This window comes from Rhodanobacter sp. sgz306013 (assembly GCF_057031145.1).
On sequence record NZ_JBXCIJ010000001.1, the window covers coordinates 220,056 to 244,639 of the forward strand.

The window sequence follows — 24,584 nt, forward strand, 5'->3', positions numbered from 1 at the left end:
CGGTATAACTGCGCACGGTCGGGTGTCGGGTTTTCACGGTCGCCAATGGAGCAGACATGAACCAGCGGATGTTGCCGGCGTTGTTGCTCTTACTGTTTTGCGCGGGCGCCTGCGCACAGTCGATGGTCGCGCCGGTTGTGCAGCATCCGCGCCTGCCGGGAGGCACGGACTCTTCCTTGGCCGGCAAGGTCCAGTTCCATTTCAAGGATGGCGATGGCCCTCGTGCGCGCTGGGCGCGGCAGATGGGGCAGGGCGTGGCGCGTGTCGTGGCGGAGCAGCACAGGATGACCAACCACACCCTGGTGCAATACGGGCGCCCCGGGGTGGAGTGCAAGGTTTCGGCGATGAAGCCGGAGTGCCCGTAGGTGCTCGGTGATGCGGTCGAAGGCTGCATCATCCTGAAATATCGACAGACGCCGGATGGGTCGTTCAGGGGTCAACATGCGAATCCGAAGCCTCGCTTCTTTGCCGCTGTGCCTGCTGGCCTTTGCGGCCGTGGCGCAGACGGCTGCGCCCGCTGGCAGCGGGCAGGACGACGTGTGGAGCCGTCCCGCGGCCACCCCTACCGCCACGCCTGGCCGCAGCTTGCCCAACCGCGATGCGGCGGCCAAGCCTTCGCCGTTCAAGTTCAAGAGCGAGCGCAAGACATGGATGAAGGAGCCGCCGCCGCCGCGTGCCAACGACCAGAACGCGGTGATGGGTACGTCGCGCCCCTGGCAGGACGGCAAGCCGCCGCTCAGCTGCGCGCAGACGCCGCAGGATCCAGCATGTCGTTGAATCCGGCCGCGCGCAGCGCGAGGCGCCGCTGATGTGGCGCCGCCTGTTTTCGCTGCAGGCCCGGCTGACCCTGCTGCTCGCGGTGGCCGCGGTGGCTGGTGCGCTGGTCTACGTGGGCCTGACCCAGTGGCCGCTGCCGCAACTGTTCGACTGGCTGCACAAGGATTTGTCGGTGTCGCTGCGCACGCCGGCGCAACTGGGCGTGTACGGCGGCCTGGTGGTCAGCGCGCTGGTGCTGTTGCCGCTGGCCTGGTGGTTGGCCCACCTGGTGATGTCGCCGCTGAGCCGCCTGCTGCGCGCGCTGGAGGGCGCGGTGGCGAGCTACCGCGACGGTGATTTCAGCTTCTCCATCGCGGCCCGTCGCAGCGACGAGCTGGGCGAGCTGATCCGCATGCACAACGCGCTGGGCCAGACCCTGCGCGAGCAGCGCCAGCACCTGGTGCAGCGCGAGCTGCTGCTGGAGACGGTGGTGCAGAACACGCCGGTGGCGCTGGTGCTCACCGACGGCAGCGGCCGCGTGGTGTATTCCAACATCGCCTCGCGCCACCTGTTCAACGAGGGCAAGAGCCTCAACGGGCTGGACTTCGCCGAACTGCTGACCGAGGCGCCGGAGGCGCTGTCGCGCGCGGTGGAAAGCGGCGAGGACGCGCTGCTCAGCGTGGAGATGGACGGCAGTGAGGAAACCTTCCACCTGTCCCAGCGCGCGTTCCGCCTGCAGGGCCGGCCGCACCGGCTGCACCTGTTCCGGCGCATGACGCGCGAGCTGTCGCGGCAGGAGGTAGCGACCTGGAAGCGGGTGATCCGGGTGATCAGCCACGAGCTCAACAACTCGCTGGCGCCGATCTCCTCGCTGGCCCATTCCGGCGCCGAGCTGGCGCGTCGCGGCAACCTGGAACGGCTGCCCGGCGTGTTTGCCACCATCGGCGAACGGGCCAAGCACCTGCACGGTTTCATCGCCGGCTACGCCAGTTTCGCCAAGCTGCCGGCGCCGCAGCCGCAATCGGTGGAGTGGGAACCGTTCCTCGCCTCGCTGGCGCTGCACTGCCATTACCAGCTCGCCGCACCGGCGCCCTCGCATCCCGGCCGCTTCGATCCGGTGCAGATCGAGCAGGTGCTGATCAACCTGATCAAGAACGCGCACGAGTCCGGCAGCGCGGAGGACGAGGTCAGCCTCGCGATCCTCGACGCCGGCAGCGAGCTGCGCATCGAGGTCGCAGACCGCGGCCCGGGCATGAGCGAGACCGTGCTGGCGCAGGCGCTGCTGCCGTTCTATTCCACCAAGCGCTCCGGCACCGGCCTCGGCCTTGCCCTTGCCCGGGAAATCGCCGAGGCGCACGGCGGCCGCGTGGTGCTCGCCAACCGCGAGGGCGGCGGCCTGCGCGTGAGCCTGCGCCTGCCGCAGTTCGGCGGTCGCCAGTCCTGAACCCCGTGTAGGAGCGCACAGGGTGCGCTCCTACAGTGCTCATCGCGCTCGCCTATACTGCGGCTCTTACCGGGGAATGGAGCAAGTCATGGGATCGTTTCTTGCGTTGGTCATCGTGGTGCTGGTGGTCGTCACCCTGCTCAAGATGGTGCGCATCGTGCCGCAGGGCTACGAGTGGACGGTGGAGACCTTCGGCAAGTACACCCGCACGCTCACGCCGGGCCTGCACCTGCTGATCCCGGTCTACCAGGGCGTGGGCCGCAAGATGAACATGATGGAGCAGGTGCTGGACGTGCCCAGCCAGGACGTCATCACCAAGGACAACGCGGTGGTGCGCGTGGACGGCGTGGTGTTCTACCAGGTGCTGGACGCGGCCAAGGCGGCCTACGAGGTGGCCCAGCTGGAACAGGCCACCCTGGCGCTGATCATGACCAACATCCGCACCGTGCTCGGTTCGCTGGACCTGGACGAGAGCCTCAGCCAGCGCGATGCGATCAACGCCAAGCTGCTGCGCGTGGTGGACGAGGCGACGCACCCGTGGGGCGTCAAGGTCAACCGCATCGAGATCAAGGACATCGCCCCGCCGCGCGACCTCGTCGACGCGATGGCGAGGCAGATGAAGGCCGAGCGGGAGAAGCGCGCGAACATCCTCGACGCCGAGGGTTTCCGCCAGGCGGCGATCCTCAAGGCCGAGGGCGAGAAGCAGTCGGTGATCCTGGCCGCCGAAGGCGAGAAGGAAGCCGCCTTCCGTGCCGCCGAGGCGCGCGAGCGCACCGCCGAGGCAGAAGCCAAGGCCACCACGATGGTCTCCGACGCGATCGCCAGCGGCAACGTCAACGCGCTGAACTACTTCGTCGCCAACAACTACGTGGACGCCCTGAAGGCGATGGCCGCCTCGCCGAACCAGAAGATGCTGCTGCTGCCCATCGAGGCCACCGGGGTGATCGGGGCAATGGCCGGCATCGCCGAGCTGGCCAAGGAATCGCTGGGCCAGCAACAGGCCGCCGCGAAGACGGCCCCGTCGCTGCCGCGCTGATGCGCCTTGCTCCTTTCTCCCGCTGGCGGGGGAGGGGAGTCAAATCACCGGATGCCTCCCATGCTCGGACAGATTGCAACGCATTACCTGTGGTGGATCCTCGCCTTGCTGCTGATCGCGGGCGAGGTGATGGTGCCCGGTTATTTCCTGCTGTGGATCGGCATCGCCGCCGCGGCGATGGGCGTGCTGTTGTGGCTTGTGCCCGGCATGGGCCTGCTGCTGCAGGCGGTGCTGTTCGCCGTACTGGCGCTGGCCGCCTGTTTCGCCTACGCACGCTGGCTGCGGCCACGGATCGAGCGGCGCGCACCCGGCAGTGACCGGCTGAACCGCCGCGGCGAGCAGATGATCGGCCAGCGCTACGAGCTGGTCGAGGCCATCGTCAACGGTCGCGGCAAGGTGCGCGTGGGCGACGGCCAGTGGCTGGTGAGCGGGCCGGACCTGCCGCTGGGCAGCACGGTGGAGGTGGTGGCGGTGGACGGCACCACGTTGAAGGTGCGCGCCGCCGCATGAATGCGCCATCTGCCGCGGGCGCCCGGCAACCTTCCGTCACCGCGGCGCTGAACACGCGCATCGCCTTCCTGCTGGAACTGGCGCGGCGGCTGCACCAGTACGGCACCTCGGCGCCGCGGCTGGAGATGGCGATTGATCTCTCCGCGCGGCGGCTGGGCCTGCAGGCCGACGTGTGGTCCAGCCCCACGGCGATCATCATTTCCTTCTCCGACCTGGGCCAGGGCGACGAGGGCGTGGCGCAGACCACCCAGGTGATGCGGCTCGCCCCGGGCGACATCAACCTGGCACGCCTGTGCGAGGCCGACGCCATCGCCGACCGCGTGATCGCCGGTGAACTCGACCTGCGCGAAGGCTTCCGCCTGCTCCGTGCGCTGGGCGCGCCGGACACGCGCAGGGCGAAGATCAACACCGTCGCCAGCTATGGCCTGTCCGCCGCGAGCATCGCCGCCCTGTTCCTGCACAGTTCCTGGGTGGACCTGGTGGTGGCCGCGGTGATCGGCATGCTGATCGGCGCGATCACCCTGCTGGCGTCGACCCGGCCGCGACTAGCCGTCGCCAGCGATGCGATAAGCGCGGTGGTGGCGACCGCGGTGGCCGTCCTGGTGAGCGCGTTCGTGGTGCCGCTGGCGATCAAGTCGGTGGTGCTGGCGGCGCTGATCATCCTGGTGCCTGGAATGTCGCTGACGACCGCGGTGCGCGAGGTGTCCAGCGGGCACCTGGTGTCCGGCATGGCGCGCCTGGGCGGCGCCACGGCGACCTTGCTCAAGCTGGTCTTCGGCACGGTGGCCGCCACCGAGGTGTGTGCCGCCTTCGGCGTCCATGCACGCGATTTCGCGCTGCCGCCGCTGCCGGGCTGGACCGATGGACCGGCGCTGCTGGTGGCGGCGGTGGCGTTCGCGATGCTGTTCCGCGCGGCGCGGCGCGACTGGCCGGCCGTGGTCGTGGCGGTGATCGTCGGCTACCTCGCCACGCGATGGGGCGGCGAGTTCTCCGGCCGTCTGCCCAGCGCGCCGTTCGGCGTGTTCGTGGGCGGCCTGCTGGTCAGCGCGCTGGCGAACCTCTACGCGCGCGTGGCCAAGCGACCAGGTGCGGTGATCCGCGAGCCGGGCATCCTGCTGCTGGTGCCGGGCAGCGTGGGCTTCCGCAGCGTGTCCTTCCTGCTCGAACGCGACACCAGCCTGGGCATGGACACCGCGCTGCTGCTGCTTACCCTGCTGGTGTCGCTGGTTGGCGGCCTGCTGTTCGGCGAACTGCTGGTGTCGCCCAGGCGCTCTCTCTAAAAAGAGCCTGTCGAAGCCGCGGGTTCCGGATGTGCGACTGCTGAATCAGGATGAATCCGTCCGGCCCGTCCGGTTCCTCTCCCTTCCGGGGCGCCGGGAAGGGGGCGGAGGAGGCCACGCTGCGACGACTCCGTCTTTGATTGCGGTAAAAAAACGCCGACCCGTGGGTCGGCGTTTCCATGACAGTGCGTCTCGTGAAAAGTGCGGCCACGGATGGCCGCCCGTTTGATCCTCGCGATCATGGATGATCGCAAAGGACCCAATCAGATCAGCAGATCCTTTTCCTTCTTGCCGGCCTTCAGCGCCTCGTTGAACCAGCGCGGACGCTTGCCGCGACCGGACCAGGTCTGCTCGGCATTCGCCGGATTCCGGTATTTCGGCGGCACGGTGCCGCCGCTGCGGCGCTTGCCGCGGGCGCTGCCGAAGATGTCGTCGAAGCTGTAACCCTCGGCCTTGATCAGGGCATGGATCTTTTCGCGCAGCTTGACCACCTTTTCCTTGCGCAATTCATGCTGGCGCGACTGCGCCTTGCTGATCAGGTCATTGAGCTGATTGTGGTTGAGATTCTTGATATCGACGGCCATGGGAGACTCCCGGAGCGATGAAATGGTGTTGGCTCGGATCAATGCAGGTAATGGCATCGCCGGCGCGGTGGCCATTCTTGCGCAAATAAACCGCCTTTGCAAAGCGAGCGGTTTCACAAAAAAACCATGCTGGCATGGCGCTATTGCGCCTTGCCATTAACCGGGATAATCGAACGGGGAAACACCAGGGCGGTGAAAACAAACGGCCGCGCATGGCGGCCGTTTGTCGCAGCATTGGATTGGCGGCCGGCCTTAATCGAGCAGGCCGAGCAGTTCGTCGCGGGTCACGGCGCGGCTTTCCGTATCAGTGCGGGCGCGGTATTCCAGTGTGCCGGCGGCGAGGCCGCGTTCGCTGACCACCACCCGGTGCGGAATGCCGATCAGTTCCATGTCCGCAAACATCGCACCGGGGCGCAGGCCGCGGTTGTCCAGCACCGTCTCGACACCGCGCGCGGCGAGCTCCTGGTAGAGCGATTCGGCGGCGGCGGCGACCTCTGGATTGCCCTTCGGATTGATCACGCAGACCGCCACGCGCCACGGTGCCATCGCCTCCGGCCAGACAATGCCGGCCTCGTCGTGACGCTGCTCGATGGCAGCGGCCACGATGCGGCTGATGCCGATGCCGTAACAGCCCATCAGCATCACCTGGGCCTTGCCCTGGTCGTCCAGCACGGTGGCGCCGAGCGCCTCGGCGTATTTGGGTCCGAGCTGGAACACATGGCCCACCTCGATGCCGCGGGCGAGGCGCAGCGTGCCCTTGCCGTCGGGCGAGGGATCGCCCTCGACCGCTTGGCGGATGTCCTCGATGCGGGTGATGCGCGCGTCGCGCTCCCAGTTGGCGCCGGTGTGGTGGGTGCCGTCCTGGTTGCCGCCGCAGACGAAGTCGGCCAGCACGGCGGCGCTGCGGTCCACGATCACTGGGATCGAGGCGGGCAGGCCGGCCGGCCCGATGAAGCCGGGGCGCGTGCCGGTAGCGGCGAGGATTTCCGCCTCGCCGGCGAGCGCGAATTCATCCGGCAGTTCCGCCAGCTTGCCGGCCTTCACCTCGTTGAGTTCGTGGTCGCCGCGCAGGCACAACGCCACCAGTCCGTCGCGGCCCTTCACCAGCAGGGTCTTCACGCATTGCGCGGGCGCCACCCCGAGGAAGGCGCTGACTTCCTCGATGGTTTTCTGGATCGGCGTATCCACCCGACGCAATTCAGCGGCGGGAGCGGGGCGAACCGTCGCCGGCGCCAATGCCTCGGCCTTTTCCACGTTCGCGGCGTAATCGGAGCCGTCGGAGAACACGATGGCATCCTCGCCTGAATCGGCGAGCACCTGGAATTCGTGGCTGGCATTGCCGCCGATCGCTCCGGTATCGGCCTGCACGGCGCGGAATTCCAGTCCAAGCCGGGTGAAAATGTGCGCATAGGCGTCGTACATCGCCTGATAGGTTTCCGCCAGCGAATCCTGGCCAAGGTGGAAGGAATAGGCGTCCTTCATCAGGAATTCGCGCGCGCGCATCACGCCGAAGCGGGGGCGGATCTCGTCGCGGAACTTGGTCTGGATCTGGTAGAAATTCACCGGCAGCTGCTTGTAGCTGTTGAGCTCGTTGCGCGCGTAATCGGTGATCACTTCCTCGGCGGTGGGCGCATAGCAGAATTCCTGCTCCTTGCGGTCCTTGATCTTCAAAAGCTGGGGACCGAATTTCTGCCAGCGGCCGGTTTCTTCCCAGAGCTCCCGCGGCTGGATCGTGGGCATCAGCATTTCAACCGCGCCGGCGCGATTCATTTCCTCGCGCACCACGTTTTCCACCTTGCGCAGCACACGCAGGCCCAGCGGCGACCAGGTGTAGAGACCGGAGGCGAGCTTGCGGATCATGCCGGCGCGCAGCATCAGCTGATGGCTGGCGATCTCGGCGTCGGCGGGCACTTCCTTGACGGTGGCCAGGTGGAATTGGCTGAGGCGCATGCGGGGCGGTTCCGGCGTTGAAAGAGCCGGATTATAGCGGTCCGCGGAGCTGCTCCCGCCGGCTCCGCCAACCAGCATGGCTTGCTGCGGCCCTGGTCACCCGGATTGCGCCTGCGGCGGTCCTTGCGGAGAACCGGCTACAACCACGAAACGTCCTTATTTCCCGGCGCAATACTGTTGGTACTGCGCATTCGCGGTATCGATCTGCTGCTTGCGCTGGGCGTCGTCCAGCAACGCGGGCTTGCCGCCCTGCTGCATCACCACCGGGCCGCTGCCCTGCAAGGTGCTGAGGTTGGATTTCAGCGTGGCACACAGCGTGGTGCGGTTGGATGGCGTGTCGGCTACCGGGGTCGCAGCGGGGCTGTCGGCCGGGGCCGGCGTGGTTTCGGCGGCCGGCTGTGCGGGGGATTCCACGCCGCCGGCCAGCTTGACCTGCTGGAAGCGGGTGCCCTCGGGTGGCGCCGACTGCGAGTAGTGCACCGTGCCCCTGGCGTCCGTCCACTTGTAGATCTGCTGGGCGACGGCCAGCGGGGCGACCAGCAGCAGTGTGGCGGCGAGGGCGAGGCGGCGCATGGCGTTCTCCGGGATCAGGGGGCGGCGGTGCCGCGACGGTTTCCGCAAGCCGCTAGTTAACCGCCCGTACCGCCCGGACACAAGCGGGCGATGGTTTACACTGAGTCTATTCCGTCACGGATCGATCCATGAGCGACCCCCTGCCTGTACGCCAGCCCCGGCATCGCGGCATCTACCTGTTGCCCAACCTGTTCACTACCGGGGCAATGGCGGCCGGCTTCTACGCGATCGTCGCCAGCATCGGCGGCCGTTACGGCGACGCGGCGATGGCGGTGTTCATTGCCGCGTTGCTGGACGGCATGGACGGCCGCGTGGCGCGCCTGACCGGTACGCAGAGCGAATTCGGCGTGCAGTACGATTCGCTGTCCGACCTGGTGAGCTTCGGGCTGGCGCCGGCGCTGGTCATGTACACCTGGTCGCTGTCCACGCTGCGCGACTTCGGTCCGCTGTGGGGCAAGCTGGGCTGGGCCGCCGCCTTCATCTATGCCGCCTGCGCCGCGCTGCGGCTGGCCCGCTTCAACACCCAGGTGGGCGTGGCGGACAAGCGCTATTTCCAGGGGCTGGCCAGCCCGGCCGCGGCGGCGGTGTGCATGTCCTTCGTGTGGAGCATGGACAAGTCGGAGGTTTCCGGCGCCGAGCTGTGCTTCATCACGCCGTGGATCGCAGCGATCACCGGCCTGCTGATGGTCAGCCGATTCCGCTATTTCAGCTTCAAGTCGCTGCCGCTGGGCGACCGCCAGCGCGTGCCCTTCGTGTGGATCGTGGCGGCGCTGCTGATCCTCGTGCTGCTCTACCTCGATCCGCCGCGCGTGCTGCTGGCCGGTTTCACGATCTACCTGCTTTCGGGCCCGGTGCTGACGCTGTGGGGCCTGGCCGCGCACCGCCGGCGCGGACGGCGCGGGGGCGTGGCATGAGCGCACGGGCCGCGTACTCCGCTGGCGTCCACCGCGTACGCGTATTGCGCGCGCTGGGCCTGACCCCGTGGCAGCGCCGGTCGGCGGCGGCAGGGGATGCGGGGGAGGCGGCGCATGACGAACCCTTGCAAGTCGCAACTGCCGCCGATTGCGTGGTGCTGTTGCCGGCGACCTGCGGCACCCGCGAGCTGGATCTGCTGGGCCGTGCCCTGAATTCCGCCGGCGCCGCCCTGGCCCGCGCCGGGCGCGTGCAGGTGCAGCCCGGCGCGGCGGAGATCGCCGTGCCGCAGGCGCGTGCCTACCTCGCCTGCGGCGAGGCGCAGGCGCACGCGCTGGGACGCAGCCTGCCGATGCAGGCGACTGCGCAGGCGCAGATCGTGCTGGTGGACGAGCCGGGCCGCCTGCTGGGCGACACCGCGGCCAAGCGGCGGTTGTGGATCGCCCTGCGCACCCTGCGCCGCAGCCTGGCCACGACGGGGCACTGAGCGCCATGGTCGCGGTGGCCCGGCCGGCCAGCCACATGCGCCTGATGCGCATGGACGACCTCGACGAGGTCGCGGCGGTAGAGCAGGCCTCCTACGACTTTCCCTGGACACGCGGCATCTTCGCCGACTGCCTCAAGGCGGGTCATCCGTGCTGGGTGCTGTGCGTCGACGAGGAGGTGGCCGGTTACGGCGTGCTGTCGGTGGGCGCGGGCGAGGCGCACGTGCTCAACATCTGCATTGCCGGCAAGTACCGCGGCCGCGGCCTGGGCCGGCACCTGCTGGGGCGGCTGCTCGACGTGTCGCGCTGGAGCGGCGCGCAGCGTGTGTTCCTCGAAGTGCGGCCGTCGAATCCGCTGGCGAAGGCGCTTTACGAGTCGGTGGGGTTTCGCGAGATCGGCCGGCGCCCGCGCTATTACCCCGCGAAGGAAGGGCGGGAAGACGCGATCGTGATGGCGCTCGATATTGCCTCCTCGATATCGCCGTAGGCGATATCGAGGAATAGGCAAAGGGAGCTTCTGCTCTCGTTGCAGGCACGGCAAAAGCCCCTCTCCCCCGACCCCTCCCCCGCAAAGCTGAGGAGGGGAGAAAGAGGCTCAGCTGGCCAGCTTTCCCGCCTGCTCCCGCATCGCCGCGAGCTGGGTATTCCAGTCCACGATGCGCTGCCGTTCCTGCGCGACCACCTCGGCCGGCGCATTGGCCACGAAGTTCGCGTTGCCCAGCTTGCCCTCGCATTTCCTGATCTCGCTCTCGACGCGGGCGATTTCCCTGGCGAGGCGCGCCTGCTCGGCGCCGAGGTCGATCAGGCCGGCCAGCGGGATCAGCACGCGCAGCGAGCCGACCACCGCGGCCGCGGCAGCAGGCTCCGTGGCGCCCGGTTCGATCCACGCCGGCGCTTCGGTGCGTGCGAGGAAGGCGACCTGCGTGGCGAACTTCGCGGCACGCGTGCGATCCGCCGCCTCGCCGCCGGCGAGCAGCAACGGAATGACCTTGCCCGGTGCGATGTTCATCTCCGAGCGGATCCTGCGGATGCCCGAGAGCACCGCCTTGAACCACTCGATCTCGGCGGTGGCCGCCTCGTCCGAGGCGAAGTCGACGGCGTGCGGATAGGGACGCGCGTAGACGCTGGCTTCGGCCAGGCCGAGGCGCGGCGCGACTTCCTGGTAGATCTCCTCGGTGATGAACGGGATCACAGGATGCAGCGCGCGCAGCACCGCTTCCAGCACCACCAGCAGCGTGCGGCGGGTGGAGGCCGCGGCCGCCACGTCGTCGCCGTTGAGCGCGGGCTTCGAGAGTTCCAGGAACCAGTCGCAGTATTCGTTCCACACGAATTCGTAAAGCGCCTGCGCCAGGTGGTCGAAGCGGTACGAGGCGAAGTGCTGCTCCACCTCGGCCAGCGTCTGCCCGAGGCGGGTGAGGATCCAGCGCTCGGCCTCGGTGGCGGGTGCGCCGGCAGGCGCGGCGAGCTGGCCTTCGGGCAGGTTCATCAGCACGAAGCGCGCGGCGTTCCACAGCTTGTTGCAGAACGCCTTGTAGCCCTCGGCGCGCTTGAGGTCGAAGTTGATGGTACGGCTGTAGCTGGCCAGCGCGGCGAAGGTGAAACGCAGCGCGTCGGTGCCGATCGCCTTGATGCCGTCGGGGTAGTCCTTGCGGATGCGCTTCTCCACCTTCTCGCGCACCTGCGGGATCAGCAGCGACCTGGTGGACTTCTCCACCAGCGGCTCCAGCGCGATGCCGTCGATCAGGTCCAGCGGGTCCAGCGTGTTGCCCTTAGACTTGGACATCTTCTGGCCTTCGGCGTCACGCACGATGGCGTTGATGTACACCTCGCGGAACGGCACCTGGCCGGTGAAGTACCTGGTCGCCATCACCATGCGCGCGACCCAGAAGAAGATGATGTCGAAGCCGGTGACCAGCACGGCGCTGGGCAGGAAGATCCTGTCGGCCTGCCAGTCGGCGACGACTTCGCCGCGCTCGTTCCTGACCGGGCCGTTGGCCGGCCAGCCCAGGGTGGAGAATGGCCACAGCGCGGAGGAGAACCAGGTGTCGAGCACGTCGTCGTCCTGCCTCAGCGCGCCCACCGGCGCGACGGTGGCATGCGTGCGCGCGTCGGCCTCGTCTTCGCCGACGAAGATGTTGCCCTGCTCGTCGTACCACGCCGGGATGCGGTGGCCCCACCACAGCTGCCGGCTGATGCACCAGTCCTGGATGTTGTCCAGCCACTGCGTGTAGGTCGTGCTCCAGTTCTCCGGCACGAACTTGATCTCGCCCGAACGCACGGCATCGAGCGCGGGCTCGGTGATCGCCTTGCGTCCGCCCGGACGGCCGTCCGCCTGGACGTCCGAAGTGAGGTCGACGAACCACTGGTCGGTGAGCATCGGCTCGATCACCGCATCCGAACGCTGGCTCACCGGCACCTGCAGCTTGTGGTTCTTCGTCTCGACCAGCAGGCCGGCGGCTTCGAGGTCGGCGAGCACCTGTTTGCGAGCGTCGTAGCGGTCGAGGCCGCGGTAGGCCTCCGGTGCGTTGTCGTTGACCTTCGCGTCCAGCGTGAAGATGGTGATCGGCGCAAGCCTGTGGCGCTGGCCGATGGCGTAGTCATTGAAATCGTGTGCCGGGGTGATCTTCACGCAACCGGTGCCGAACTCGCGGTCCACGTAGTCGTCGGCGATCACCGGGATCTCGCGGCCGGTCAGCGGCAGCTTCAGCGTCTTGCCGACCAGGTGCGCGTAGCGCTCGTCCTCCGGATGCACGGCCACGGCGACGTCGCCCAGCATGGTTTCCGGGCGGGTGGTGGCGACCACCAGCGACTCGTCGCTGCCGGCGACCGGGTAGCGGATGGCCCACAGGTGGCCGTCGCGCTCCACGTTGTTCACTTCCAGGTCGGAGACGGCGGTGCCCAGCACCGGGTCCCAGTTCACCAGGCGGTTGCCGCGGTAGATCAGGCCGGCGCGGTACCACTCCACGAACACCTTGCGCACCGCGGCGGAGAGGCCTTCGTCCATGGTGAAGCGCTCGCGCGACCAGTCGGCGGCGGCGCCGATGCGGCGCATCTGGTGGGTGATGGTGGAGCCGGACTCCTCCTTCCACTGCCACACGCGCTCGACGAAAGGCTCGCGCCCCAGGTCGTGGCGCGTCCTGCCCTCGGCGGCGAGCTGGTTCTCCACGATCTTCTGGGTGGCGATGCCTGCGTGGTCGGTACCCACCTGCCACAGCACGTTCATGCCGCGCATGCGCTGGTAGCGCACCAGCATGTCCATCACCGTCTGCTGGAAGGCGTGGCCCATGTGCAGGGTGCCGGTGACGTTCGGCGGCGGCAGCAGGATGCAATAGGGCTCGCCCTGGGCCGACGGCTTGAATGCGCCGCTGGCTTCCCAGCGGGCGTACCAGGTCGACTCGATTTGGGCGGGTTCGAAACTCTTTTCCATGGGGACTCGCGATGGCGCGCCGCAGGCGGCGCGCGGTTCGGGTGGCGAAACGGCCATTGTACGTGGCGGCGCGTGGGGCGCCAAAGCGGCTTATTTCAGCTTGTCCGCGATGACGTAGGCCGCAATGGCGCAGGCGCTGGCCACGTTCATCGAGGAGTTCTCGCCGCACATGGGAATGTGCACGGTGGCATCCGAGGCGTCCAGCAGCGGTTGGCAGACGCCGGCGCTCTCGTTGCCGAGGATCAGGCAGATGCGGTCGCCGGGCGCGACGGGGAGCTGGGCGAGGTCAATGCTGACGGAGCTGATTTCAAGGCTGACTATGCGGTAGCCGGCCTGCTTCAGTGTCGCCACGACCGGCAGCGGGTCGGCGGCATGGGTGAAGGGCACGCGTTGCTCGGTGGTGCGTGCGGCCTTGCGCGCCTTCGGATGCGCCGGCGTGCAGGAGCGGCCGGTGAGGAAGAGTTTCTCCACGCCCAACGCGTCGGCGATGCGGAACAGGCTGCCCACGTTCGCGGGGCGCTGGACGTTGTGTGCCAGCAGGCAGAGCGCGTGCTTTGCCGTCGTGGACCGGTGCGCGCGGTGGTCGAGCTGGGTGTTTTGCATGCTGGCGGCGGCTGGTGCTGTTGCAGGAGCGCACCCTTTGCGCGAAAGCTTTTCGGCTTCGATCAAACGCCTAGGCCATCGCGCACAGGGTGCGCTCCTACGGAGGAGCCATCAGGCTGCGTGTGTGCGATGGCGGTTGATGGTGTCGCGCAGGTCTTGCGCGGCCGCGCGCGCGGCTTGGGCGAAATCCTCGCCGTTGCCGGCGTACAGGATGGCGCGCGAGGAGCTGATCATCAGGCCTGTGCCGTCGGCGCTTAGGCCGTGCTGCAGCACGGCTGCCACGTCGCCGCCCTGGGCGCCTATCCCGGGCACCAGCAAGGGCATGTCGTCCACCACGTCGCGTACCTGGCCTAGTTCTTCCGGCCAGGTGGCGCCGGTGACCAAGGCGCAGTTGCCGTGGGCGTTCCAGTCGCGGGCGATGGTCTCGGCCACGCGCAGGTAGAGCGGGACGCCGCCGCAGTCCAGCGCCTGAAAGTCGGCGCCGCCGGGATTGGAGGTGCGGCACAGCAGGATCACGCCCTTGTCGGCACGCTCGAGGAAGGGCTGCGCCGAATCGCGACCGAGGTAGGGGTTCAGCGTCACCGCGTCGGCGCGATAGCGCTCGAACGCCTCGGCCGCGTAGTGCTGCGCGGTGCTGCCGATGTCGCCGCGCTTGGCGTCGAGGATCACCGGCACGCCGGGGTGCTTGCCGTGGATGTGCGCGATCAGCCGTTCCAGCGCCTCCTCGGCGCGCAGCGCGGCGAAGTGGGCGATCTGCGGCTTGAACGCGCAGGCGAGATCGGCGGTGGCGTCGACGATGGCGGCACAGAAGTCGAACACAGCGTCCGCGCGCCCTTGCAGGTGCACGGGGAACTTCGCCGGCTCCGGATCGAGGCCCACGCAAACCAGCGTGCCGTGCTCGTGCCAGCGCTGCTGCAAGCTGTCGTGGAAGCGCATGGCACGGGCCTCGGGCAAGGGAGTGGCCGGGTAGTTTAAGCGAAGCGCATCGGACGCGCGGCAGGCGAACGGGTTGGCAAGATCGCAGCGGCGGGCATGTTTGGCCTTCCATTTGTCCGTTGCCGGACCTAAGGTCCCAAGGCTCATGCCGGATCCATCGGGATATTTCCTGCACCTTCCGCCGATTGCGCCGCCACCGACCAAGGGTTTAATCATGTCCAAAAAAAGCATGCCTCCCGTCGACGCCTCCGCGGCCGTCGACCCCGCGCGCCGCAACGTGCTGCGGCTCTCGGGCATCGCCGGCCTGGCATTCGCCGGCTCGGCGCTGCTGCCTGCCGAAGCGAAGGCCGCGACGGCGGCGACATCGGCCGCACCGGTGGCGAACGAGGCCGGCATGGCCGCGCAGCCCGCCATGGCGACGCCGATCCGTCCGCCGGCCGTGCCCCTGGCGGTGCGCCAGCCCTATCTGAGCACCTGGTTGCCGGCGACCTTGCTGCCCGGCAACTCGCCGCAGTTCTGGCAGGGCAGCTCCACCGGGATGGTGGGCCTGGCGCGCATCGATGGTGAGGCCTGGCTGTTCATGGGCGACGGCAAGATCCTCCAGGCCGTTCCCGACGGCAACCACGGGAAGCAGGCCACCGTAGAGGACTTTCCGCGCGCCATGCGGCAGACCGCGCTGCGGATCACGGCGACGCGGTCCTGCTTCACCCTGCAGGGCGGCGGGGTCGAGCTCTTGGTGGAGTTTCTCTCGCCGGTGGAGCCGGGCGACAGCCGCCGCCAGTCCATCCCGATGAGCTACGTCCGCGTCTCGGCACGAAGCATGGATGGTGCATCCCACGCGGTGCAGGTCTACATGGAGATCACCGGTGACTGGGCCAGCGGCGATGCCACGCAGGAGGTGATGGTCGCGCGCGGCGACTCGGCGACCGCCCGGACCTGGACGCTGGCGCTCGCCAGACCGCAGCCGCTGGCGGAGCAGCACGAGTTCGCGGCCTGGGGCCGGGTGCTCTGGTCGACGCCGGCGCGCGCCGGCGTGAGCCTGCAGGCGGGCGACCGGCTGAAGCTGCGGGCGAGGTTCGCCGGGCACGGCTCGCTCGACGGCAGCAACGGCGCGGCGCGCAGCACGATCAAGGCGCTGCCGGCGCTGGCGCTGGCCGTCGACCTCGGCCATTGCGGCGCTGCCGCGAAAGACGCGGATTTCGTGGTCGGCCAGGTGCGCGAGCAGTGCATCAACTACCTGGGGCGGCCGTTGCGCGCATTGTGGACGAAGCATTTCGGCGACTGGAAGGCGATGCTGGATTTCTTCCATAGCGACGCCGCGGCGGCGCGCCGGCGCGCCGATGTGCTCGATGCGCGCGTCAGTCGCGACGCGCGCGCTGCCGGCGGCGAACCCTACGAGGGCCTGTGCGTGCTCGCGCTGCGCCAGGCCTACGGCGGCACCGAACTGGTGCTGGGGCCGGACGGTTCGCCCTGGGCCTTCCTGAAGGAGATTTCCAGCGACGGCAACGTGTCGACCGTGGACGTGTTGTACCCGGCCTCGCCGGTGTGGATGTACCTCGATCCCGACTACCTGCGCATGCTGTTGCTGCCTCTGCTCGACTATGCCGGGCAGGGTGGCTGGCCCAGGCCTTACGCCGAGCACGACCTCGGTTCCGCCTATCCCCAGGCGACCGGCCACAACGACGGCAAGGAAGAGGACATGCCGGTGGAGGAGAGCGGCGACATGCTGATCATGGTCGCCGCCTGGTTGCGGCGTGCGCCGCGTGCCGAGGCGCAGGCCTTCGCCGCGCGCCATTACCCGCTGCTGGAAAAATGGGCGCGGTACCTGGAGCGGAACCTGCCCGATCCGGGTATCCAGAACCAGACGGACGACTTCGCCGGCTCGATCGCGCACAGCGTCAATCTGGCCCTGAAAGGCATCGTGGCGCTGGCCGCGACGGGGCAAGTCGCCGGGCTTGCCGGCCGCGACGTCGACGCCGCGCACTACCGCGACCGGGCGCGCAAGGACATCGCGTACTGGGCGGCGCGAGCGAGGGACCCGCAGGCCCCGCACCTGGACCTGACCTACCACGACGCCGGCGGGCAGGGCACCTGGGGAACGCTCTACAACGGCTTCGCGGACACCTTGCTCGGGACTGGCCTGATTCCGGCGGAAATCCGCGCGATGCAGGCGGACTGGTACCGGCAGCATTGCAATACCTTCGGACTTCCGCTGCAGGTGCCGCACAGCTACGCCAAATCCGACTGGGCGCTGTTCACTGCGGCGTGGCTGGCCGATCAGCCGGTGGCGCAGGAGCTGATCGACCGCGTCTACGCCTATGCCGACGGCACGCCCGACCGCGTGCCGTTCTGCGATCTCTACAACACCGTCACCGGTGGCCGTGTCGCTTTCCAGGCGCGCCCGGTGCAGGGCGGCATCTTCGCGCCGCTGGCCGTGCGGAGCATGCAGGGACGTGTTCGCTAGCCCGACCTGGGATGCAGCCCGGGGACCGGCCTGGTCGCGCAGTCTTGCGGGGTTGCCGGCCCACCATGGAATGGCGGGACGGCCGGGGCCTGCCGACCCGCTGCAGCCCTTTTTTGCGCCGCAGCGTGACTTATCGAGTCCGGGGTGTAGCTTTCGGCTGAAACGTTAAGATCGATCCAAGTCACTGTGATCCACATCACGCCAGTGATACGAGGGATGGGTACGGCTGCGGCCGCGTGACGGTTGGGCAGGGGTGGGCTGCCCGGGATGTCATTGCTCGTGTCGGTCAGGTCGACGGGGTTTGAGAGATGCAACCACCTAAAGCCATCGGTATTTCCACGATGACGTGCCTGCATGCACCAAGTGCGTGCGGGCTCGTGGGCGGAATTCCTGTCCCGGCAGGTTCCGCGGCGACTGGCCGCTGTCGCGGCCTTCGATCCGGGCAATCGCAGTAACGCATTCGGGATTTTGAAGTGTCGTTTGACGACGGGCGACCCGCCCGTTGGCTGATGAAAATTTGGATCGATTCAGGTTCGGATTAGGAGTAACAACCGCGGCAATCACGCATCCAGTTCATGCGATCGAACGGAGCGCCTTGCGCCGATTCCAGAAGAACGCACATCAACGGAGATACTGAAGATGACGTACCTGCCCCATGCCTTTGCCCGCAAGCCGCTCTACGCCGCGTTAGCCGCGGCGATCCTGTCGCTCGGTGGTCTCGGGATCCCGGCGGCCGCGTTGGCCGCGCAGACGGAGACGCCTGCCGCGACCGCGACGCCACCTCCGGCACAAACCTCCGACGGCACGCAAACTCCAGACGGCAATGCGGCAAAGGCGGCAGGCAGGAAAAAGAACGACAAGAACGGCAAGCCTGTCCTCCTGCCGGGCGTGGTCGTCACCAGCTACCGCCAGTCGATCGACCAGAACCTTGAGGACAAGCGCGATTCCAATGCCATCGTCGAGGTCATCAACGCGCAGAACATCGCGCAGTTCCCCGCCAAGAACATCGCCGACGCGCTGGCGCACGTGCCCGGCGTGGTCATCACCCGCGAATCCGGCGAAGGCAAGACGGTCAGCATCCGCGGCCTCGCGCCCGAGCTGACGCTGACCGAATTGAACGGCAACTACGTGGCCTCGGCCGACACCTCGGCCGGCCTGACGCGCTCGTTCAACTACTCGATGATGCCGGCCAACATGTTTTCGGACATCAAACTCTACAAGAGCCAGGAGGCACGCCTGGACGAGGGCGGCATCGGCGGCAACGTGGACCTGCGCACGCGCCGCCCGCTGGAGATGAAGGCGAACGACGGCTTCGTGTCCGTCAACGGCGCGGGTTCCGACAACAGCGGCAAGATCACGCCGCAGGTCTCGGCGTTGTGGTCATGGAAGAACAAGGATCAGACCTTTGGCGTCCTGCTCGCGGGCACCTACCAGAAGCGCCGGGACATCGACTACACGGCCAATGCGTCGAGCTGGCACTGGTGGGCCGACAACTGCTCCAACGTCGCAACGTGCGCCCAGCCGCCCACAGATGTGCATGGCAACCAGTACGACCCCGCCGTGGCCTCCAACATCGACCTGTGGGGCAACGGCGAGGTCGACCAATCCGGCAGACAGTATTCGGGCTACTGGATGCCGCAGCAGTTCTCCACCAGCCGGAACCAACTGGACCTGAAGACCAAGGGCGTCCAGGCCACCATGCAGTTCAAGCCCAGTGACCATTTCCTGCTGACGGGCAACTACTTCCGATTCCAGCGGCAGCAGACCCAGATCACCAACACCCTGGAGGTTCCCGAGTGGGGCCTGCCCAGCAACAACAATTTCAACGACCAGCAGGGGCGGCTGCTCGCGCCCAACGGCCTGACCTTCGACCCATCGGGCACCGTCGTTACCGGTGCGAACTACGTGCTGCCGCCCCCGGGCCAGGGTTGCAACGCGACGACGAATCCCAGCACCGGCGCACAGAGGCAGCCGGTGGATGTCTGCTCCACGGAGATCCCGTGGCTCAATGGCAACTACTCCGTCGAGAAGGCCACCTCGCAGACCATCAACCTCGAAGGCGAGTGGGACGATGGCGGCGACCTCAGCGGCACGTTCAACGTCGGCCGCACCTGGGCCACGGGCGGCCCGTCGATCGAGCTGGGCATGGCGGCCAAACCGCGCAACTTCGTCAACGGCCAGTGGGTGGACGGCAGCAACGGCGCTGCCTGGACGCTGAATGGCAGGCCGACCATCACGGCAGCGCCGGACGTGCTGCAGAACATGCTGGCCGGCGAGGGCCAGGTGGACCTCGGCTCGACAGGCTCCAACATGGTCAACACCCGCAATTCGCAGAACTTCGCCCAGGTGGACTTCACCTGGGCCTTCGACAACGGCTGGCTGCAATCGCTGCAGTTTGGCGCGAAGTACCGTGACAGCAATGCCGAGCAGCAGAACAACGAACTGCGCTGGTACTGCAAGGGCACCACGCTGCAGTTCCAGACCTGCGACCCGAACGCGGGCCAGCTGCCGGCGGGCTTCCTCGAGCCGACCATGCTCGATGGCAACACCGAGGCCTACAACGACAGCATCTTCCCGGCGATCAATTTCCCGGCCTACTACAACCATCTCAACTCGACCTACGACCGGGTGGTCTACAACCACCCCGAAGACAAGTCCACGATCAAGGAAAAGATCTCGGCGGCCTACGTGCAAGCGAATTTCGACACGGGCACGCTGCGCGGCAACGTGGGTCTGCGCTTCGTCAGTACGCAGCAGGACCTCACCGTCGCCGACCAGATCACCACCAACAACGCGGTGTACTACCACGACGCGAACGGCAACATCCTGATCTGCCCGGCCAGCGGCGTGAACGCCGGTGGCGGCCCGTGCGCGCCGGGCGATTTCCAGTACCTGCCGCGCGAGCAGTCAGTGGTACAGACGTATTCCAACGCCACTACCAACAAGCGCTACAACAAGCTGCTGCCCAGCTTCAATGTCGCGTGGACGCTCGCGGACAACTTCGTGCTGCGCGCCGCCGGCTCGCAGGCGATGGCCCGCGCCAACTACACCGACCTGGCCGAACTGGGCAGCCTCACCAACAACACGCAGGCGTACTACAACGACCGCAAGCAGTTCGGTGCGCCGCCCCCGGGCTGGTACGGCAGCGGCGCCAACGCCGACCTCAAGCCGTTCACCGCCACGCAGTTCGACGTGGCGGGCGAGTGGTACTACGCGCCCGAGTCGGTGGTCGGCCTGGACCTGTTCGACAAGAAGGTGAAGAACTTCGTCGTGCCGGTCACCGTCAACAACATCAACGTGAATGTCGGTGGTACCCAGGAGAACTTCCTGCAGTACAGCACCAATGCCAACGGCCGCTCGGGCACATCCAAGGGCGTGGAGCTGTACACGCAGCACACGTTCCACTCGGGCTTCGGCTACATCGCCAACTACACGCTCAACAAGACCAACGAGACCGCGGTTTCCCTCGGCGACACGCAGGTGGGCAAGTCGGAACTGATCGGCAGCGCCAAGTACGCGGCGAACGTGTCGCTGTTCTACGAGAAGCACGGGCTGCTGCTGCGTGCCACCAGCAACTGGACGGGCCGCACCATGCAGGGACTGGCTGCCGGCCTGCCGATCTACACGGAGCCTTACAACCAGGTCGATCTGAACGGTGACTACCAGATCAACAAGCACCTGATGGTGACCGCGTCGATCATCAACCTGACGAAGGCCAAGCCACGTTCGTACCTGGGCGGTGACACGACGGCGCGGCTGTACCAGTTCGAATATGCCGGGCGCCAGTACTACATGGGCGTCACGTACAAGTTCGGTTCCGGCGACTGACGCGACCGGCGGGCTTGCTCATGGCCCGCCGGGCCTTGTCCCCTCTCCCTTCGGGAGAGGGGCGGGGTGAGGGGGCAAGCCCAAGGAAGAACAGCATCGAAGCGCGTTTCCCGATGCCCCGTTCCCGCGAGCACCCGCCCTTCGCCCCGGCCTTTTCCCCATGGGGGGAGGAAGGGGCAGGTCGCAGCCTGCATGACAAAGGGCGCACGTTCATTCATGTCCAAACCGGAGAGGATCATGCATTCATCCCACGCACGCCTCTGCCGTCGTAGCTCATCGATCGGCACGCGGTCCATCGCCCTGGCAGCCGCGCTGGCGCTCTTTGCGCTGGCAAGCACCGGCGTGACCCATGCCAACGATGGCGCCGTACCGCCGCGCACGACGCAGGCCGTCGACGAGGCGAACCCGCTGGTCGGCACCGCGCCGCTGGACCGCCAGGCGCTGATCGGCAACGCACCCCCGCCGGGCGAGCCGTTGTACTCGGGCATGACGTCTCCGGGAGCGACCTTGCCGCACAGCTCGACCGAGGCGACGCCAGTCAACCTCAACGTCGATCTCAGCTATCCCGCCGGCGTCGGCATGTCGTACTACTACCCCAATCCGACCATGATCGGATTCACCGGCGGCGGCTCGACCTATGGCGGTCAGGCCTCGCCGATGATCATGCCGGTAGTGGGCGACTGGACCGTGCCGCCCGACTATGCGCAGTCGACCTACGACAAGGCGGGCGAGAAGGCTTCACCGGGCTACTACGCGGTCGATCTCGCCACGTTCCACACCAGGGTCGAGCTCACCGCGACGCAGCGCGCCAGCCTGATGCGTTTCACGTTCCCGGCGAGCCATCGGTCGAATGTAGTCATCAACCTGCGCCGCGCCGGCGGCAACGTGGAGGTGGTCGGCGACCACACCATCCGCGGCGTCGCCGCGGGCGGGCGTCCGCAGCGCGACTCGGACGGCTCCTGGTTCGTTGCCGAGTTTTCCAGGCCGTTCGCCGCATTCGGCACCTTCCGTGCCGACCATGACCACGAGGGCTACGGCATCGGCGACGCCGACGTACAGCAGAACCGGCGCGCGGCGTCCGGCAGTTACGCGGGGGCCTACGTCACCTTCGACACCAAGGCCGGCGAACAGGTACTGGTGAAGATCGCCCACGGCCACAGTGCCGAGGAAGCCGAGCAGCGGCTGCGCAACGAAGAACCGGGCTGGGATTTCGAGGGCGTGCATGCCAGGGCGCGCCAGGCATGGGCGCAACTGCTCGACCGCGTCGAGGTCACCGGCGGCACGCCGAAGCAGCGCATGCTGTTCTATTCGACGCTATACCACTCCTTCGCCAGCCCGCGGCTGCTGGCGCGCAAGGGCGAGCGCTTCACCGGCGCGGACGGCAAGGTCCAGGTCGCCAGCTACGATCGCTACGGTCCGGTGCCGTTCTGGGATACCGGCCGCAACCAGATCGTGCTGCTGATGCTGCTGGAGCCGAAGGTGGTGCAGGACATCATGCGCTCCGAGCTGGATCGCGCGCGCGAAAGTGGCTACATGGATACCTCGTTCCACGGCGACCACGCCGTGCTCCTCTACGACGGCGCGTGGCAGCGCGGCATCCCGTTCGACTACGCCGCCGCCTACGCGTACCTGCGCAAGAATGCGACCGATCCCCAGGGACCGCGCGGCTACCTCGCGGAGTACATGAAGAACGGCTGGATTTCCGACATCGTGCCGCCGGGCAATCCCAGCCCGCCCTATGCCGGCGGCAAGGCAGGGGTCGCCACCACGCTGGAGTACGCCTGGGACGACCATGCGCTGGCCGACGTGGCGCGCCGGCTCGGCAGGGCGGACGATGCCCAGATGTTCCTGCGCCGTGCCGCGAACTACCGCAACGTGTTCGATCCGTCGACCGGCTTCATGCGCGGCAGGACCGCGGACGGCAAGTGGATTTCGCCGTTCGATCCGGGCGAGCCGTACTACAACTTCATGATGAAGGAGGCCTCGGGCTGGTCCACGCTGTGGCTGGTGCCACAGGACGTGCAAGGCCTGGTCGACCTGCTCGGCGGTCGCGCCGCGTTCAACGCCAAGCTCGACGCGTTCTTCTCCACGCCCTACACGGCCAGGGGCATCTGCCGCGACTGCACCGGCCTGATCGGGCAATACGTGCAGGGCAACCAGCCGGATCAGCAGGCGGCCTACCTCTACGCCTGGAGCGGCCAACCCTGGAAGACCCAGGCGCTGGCGCGGCGCATCCTCGCCGAGATGTACGGCAGCGACGCCAGCGGCTACGGCTTTCCCGGCATGGACGACCGGGGCTCGACTTCGTCGTGGTACGTGCTGAGCGCAATGGGCTTCTATCCGGTCGACCCGTCCATGCCCGACTACATCCTGGGCAGCCCGATCTTCGACAAGGTCAGCCTGCGCATGGGCAATGGCAAGCTGCTGGAGATCGTCGCGCACAACAATTCGGCGAAGAACCTCTATATCCAGTCCGCCACGCTCAACGGCAAGCCATGGAACAAGCCCTGGTTCAGCCAGGCGGACATCGCCAACGGCGCTACGCTGGTGCTCACGATGGGGCCCGAGCCGAACAAGGCCTGGGGCGCCGACCCGGCCGATGCACCACCCTCGATGTCGGTGCAGGGGCATGCTGGCCGGTAGCCCGTCGCAGTAGCGGGGGCAGGGAAGGGCGGCACCCGTCCGTGAGGGATATGCGCTTCGCGGGCGGAGACGTCGCGGCGGGGCGCCGGCCGGCGCAGCCGCCCATGCCACCATCCGGCGCGGGACCCGGTTTCCATGGCATCACGTTTTCCAGAGGAGTTGCGCCATGCGCCTGCTGCCACGCCTTTTCCTGATCGCCGGGCTTGCGTTCGTCTCTGGCCTGGCCAGCGCCGCCGGCGCCCACGATCTTCGTGTCATGACCTTCAACGTGCGCTATGGCGAGGCGGACGACGGCATCAATGCCTGGCCGTCTCGCCGCGACCTGATGGTCCGGGTCATCCGCAAGGAGCACCCAGACATCCTGGGCACGCAGGAACTGCTGTCGCCGCAGGGCGACTACCTGCAGCGGCACCTGCCCGGCTACACCTGGTTCGGCATGGGCCGCAACGGCAACGAGGTCAACGAGAACGACAACGAGCACATGGGTGTGTTCTACGACCAGGCGCGGCTGAAGGTGCTCGCGTCCGGCAACTTCTGGTTCTCGGATACGCCGGACAAACCGGGAAGCAAGAGCTTCGGCCAGCCGTTGCCGCGCATGGTCACCTGGGCGAAATTCCAGGACCGGCGCAGTGGCAGGCAGTTCTACTACTACGACACCCACTTCCCCTACCAGGATGGCAAGAAGGCCGAGGCCATCCGCGAGCGTTGCGCCGCGGAAATCAGGCAGCGCATGGCAGGGCTGCCGGCGTCGCTGCCGTTCATCCTGACCGGCGACTTCAACACCACCCCGGACAGCCGGACGCATGCGGTCTTGACCCGGGTCCTGCACGATGCGCGTGAGTCGGCGCCGCGGCGCGAGGGCCCGGAAGGCACCTTCCACGGCTTCTCCGGCCATGCGACCAAGCGCATCGACTGGATCCTCTACCGCGGCATGAAGGCCGACGACGTGCGCACGATCACGACGCACGACGGCAAGGTCTACCCGTCGGACCATTTCCCGGTGGTCGCCGATTTCAGCTGGTAGGCGAGGGTCGGCGCGCCGACTTGCAACCGGCGCGCCCGAAAACCACGCGGCAGCGCACCCTGTGCGCGATGGCTCTGGTGCTTGATCAGCGCCAAGAGCTTCCGCGCACGGGGTGCGCTACTACAAAAG

The 24,584-nt window shown here is 67.6% G+C and carries 19 protein-coding genes; 13 read left to right on the forward strand and 6 right to left on the reverse strand.

Features of this window, described 5'->3' with window-relative positions; all coding sequences use genetic code 11:
* The first annotated feature begins 56 nt into the window (after window positions 1-56).
* The 6 genes from AC2EWF_RS01050 (at window position 57) to AC2EWF_RS01075 (ending at window position 5,026) form a co-directional block, all read left to right on the forward strand.
* The gene (locus AC2EWF_RS01050) at window positions 57-365 is read left to right on the forward strand and encodes a hypothetical protein (protein WP_483637500.1); all 309 of its coding nucleotides are present in this window, start codon (window positions 57-59) and stop codon (window positions 363-365) included.
* A 76-nt stretch (window positions 366-441) separates the two neighbouring features.
* Window positions 442-777: a hypothetical protein gene (locus AC2EWF_RS01055; protein WP_483637501.1), complete on the forward strand. Its 336-nt coding sequence runs from the start codon at window positions 442-444 to the stop codon at window positions 775-777.
* A 31-nt stretch (window positions 778-808) separates the two neighbouring features.
* Window positions 809-2,200, forward strand: coding sequence for a sensor histidine kinase (locus AC2EWF_RS01060; protein WP_483637502.1), 1,392 nt, complete (start codon window positions 809-811; stop codon window positions 2,198-2,200).
* Between the two features lie 88 nt (window positions 2,201-2,288).
* Window positions 2,289-3,236: an SPFH domain-containing protein gene (locus AC2EWF_RS01065; RefSeq protein WP_483637503.1), complete on the forward strand. Its 948-nt coding sequence runs from the start codon at window positions 2,289-2,291 to the stop codon at window positions 3,234-3,236.
* Window positions 3,237-3,296: 60 nt separating this feature from the next.
* On the forward strand, window positions 3,297-3,746 hold the full coding sequence (locus AC2EWF_RS01070) for an NfeD family protein (protein WP_483637504.1): 450 nt from the start codon (window positions 3,297-3,299) through the stop codon (window positions 3,744-3,746).
* On the forward strand, window positions 3,743-5,026 hold the full coding sequence (locus AC2EWF_RS01075; RefSeq protein ID WP_483637505.1) for a threonine/serine exporter family protein: 1,284 nt from the start codon (window positions 3,743-3,745) through the stop codon (window positions 5,024-5,026). Before AC2EWF_RS01070 ends, AC2EWF_RS01075 begins: the two co-directional genes overlap by 4 nt.
* A 263-nt stretch (window positions 5,027-5,289) precedes the next feature.
* Here the strand turns inward: AC2EWF_RS01075 and AC2EWF_RS01080 are convergent, their stop codons facing one another.
* The 3 genes from AC2EWF_RS01080 to AC2EWF_RS01090 form a co-directional block, all read right to left on the reverse strand.
* Entirely contained in the window at window positions 5,290-5,610 is a 321-nt protein-coding gene (locus AC2EWF_RS01080; protein ID WP_483637506.1) for an H-NS histone family protein, read from the reverse strand.
* A 252-nt stretch (window positions 5,611-5,862) separates the two neighbouring features.
* Entirely contained in the window at window positions 5,863-7,560 is a 1,698-nt protein-coding gene (locus AC2EWF_RS01085; protein WP_483637507.1) for a proline--tRNA ligase, read from the reverse strand.
* A gap of 156 nt (window positions 7,561-7,716) precedes the next feature.
* On the reverse strand, window positions 7,717-8,133 hold the full coding sequence (locus AC2EWF_RS01090; protein ID WP_483637508.1) for a DUF4124 domain-containing protein: 417 nt from the start codon (window positions 8,131-8,133) through the stop codon (window positions 7,717-7,719).
* Between the two features lie 128 nt (window positions 8,134-8,261).
* Between AC2EWF_RS01090 and AC2EWF_RS01095 the strand changes: the two genes are divergently transcribed.
* From AC2EWF_RS01095 to rimI, 3 genes are read left to right on the forward strand one after another with little or no spacing between them, the layout of a single operon-like run.
* Window positions 8,262-9,047 (forward strand): CDP-alcohol phosphatidyltransferase family protein, encoded by a 786-nt coding sequence (locus tag AC2EWF_RS01095; RefSeq protein ID WP_483637509.1) that lies wholly within the window; start codon window positions 8,262-8,264, stop codon window positions 9,045-9,047.
* Window positions 9,044-9,532, forward strand: coding sequence for a hypothetical protein (locus AC2EWF_RS01100; protein ID WP_483637510.1), 489 nt, complete (start codon window positions 9,044-9,046; stop codon window positions 9,530-9,532). Before AC2EWF_RS01095 ends, AC2EWF_RS01100 begins: the two co-directional genes overlap by 4 nt.
* A gap of 5 nt (window positions 9,533-9,537) precedes the next feature.
* Window positions 9,538-10,017: a ribosomal protein S18-alanine N-acetyltransferase gene (rimI, locus tag AC2EWF_RS01105; protein WP_483637511.1), complete on the forward strand. Its 480-nt coding sequence runs from the start codon at window positions 9,538-9,540 to the stop codon at window positions 10,015-10,017.
* Window positions 10,018-10,125: 108 nt separating this feature from the next.
* Here the strand turns inward: rimI and AC2EWF_RS01110 are convergent, their stop codons facing one another.
* The 3 genes from AC2EWF_RS01110 to pyrF all read right to left on the reverse strand — a co-directional run bounded on the left by AC2EWF_RS01110 (window position 10,126) and on the right by pyrF (window position 14,496).
* Window positions 10,126-12,957 carry a valine--tRNA ligase gene (locus AC2EWF_RS01110; RefSeq protein ID WP_483637512.1) on the reverse strand — a complete coding sequence of 944 codons (2,832 nt, stop codon included), beginning with the start codon at window positions 12,955-12,957 and terminating at the stop codon, window positions 10,126-10,128.
* A gap of 90 nt (window positions 12,958-13,047) precedes the next feature.
* Window positions 13,048-13,560: a TrmH family RNA methyltransferase gene (locus AC2EWF_RS01115; protein WP_483637513.1), complete on the reverse strand. Its 513-nt coding sequence runs from the start codon at window positions 13,558-13,560 to the stop codon at window positions 13,048-13,050.
* A 111-nt stretch (window positions 13,561-13,671) separates the two neighbouring features.
* Window positions 13,672-14,496, reverse strand: coding sequence for an orotidine-5'-phosphate decarboxylase (pyrF, locus tag AC2EWF_RS01120; RefSeq protein WP_483637514.1), 825 nt, complete (start codon window positions 14,494-14,496; stop codon window positions 13,672-13,674).
* Window positions 14,497-14,710: 214 nt separating this feature from the next.
* Between pyrF and AC2EWF_RS01125 the strand changes: the two genes are divergently transcribed.
* The 4 genes from AC2EWF_RS01125 to AC2EWF_RS01140 all read left to right on the forward strand — a co-directional run bounded on the left by AC2EWF_RS01125 (window position 14,711) and on the right by AC2EWF_RS01140 (window position 24,455).
* Window positions 14,711-16,960: a glutaminase family protein gene (locus AC2EWF_RS01125; RefSeq protein WP_483637515.1), complete on the forward strand. Its 2,250-nt coding sequence runs from the start codon at window positions 14,711-14,713 to the stop codon at window positions 16,958-16,960.
* A gap of 639 nt (window positions 16,961-17,599) precedes the next feature.
* Entirely contained in the window at window positions 17,600-20,788 is a 3,189-nt protein-coding gene (locus AC2EWF_RS01130) for a TonB-dependent receptor (protein ID WP_483637516.1), read from the forward strand.
* 237 nt (window positions 20,789-21,025) lie between these two features.
* Window positions 21,026-23,431 (forward strand): GH92 family glycosyl hydrolase, encoded by a 2,406-nt coding sequence (locus AC2EWF_RS01135; protein ID WP_483637517.1) that lies wholly within the window; start codon window positions 21,026-21,028, stop codon window positions 23,429-23,431.
* A gap of 166 nt (window positions 23,432-23,597) precedes the next feature.
* Window positions 23,598-24,455, forward strand: a complete 858-nt coding sequence (locus AC2EWF_RS01140) for an endonuclease/exonuclease/phosphatase family protein (RefSeq protein WP_483637518.1) — start codon at window positions 23,598-23,600, stop codon at window positions 24,453-24,455.
* The last annotated feature ends 129 nt before the right edge of the window (window positions 24,456-24,584 follow it).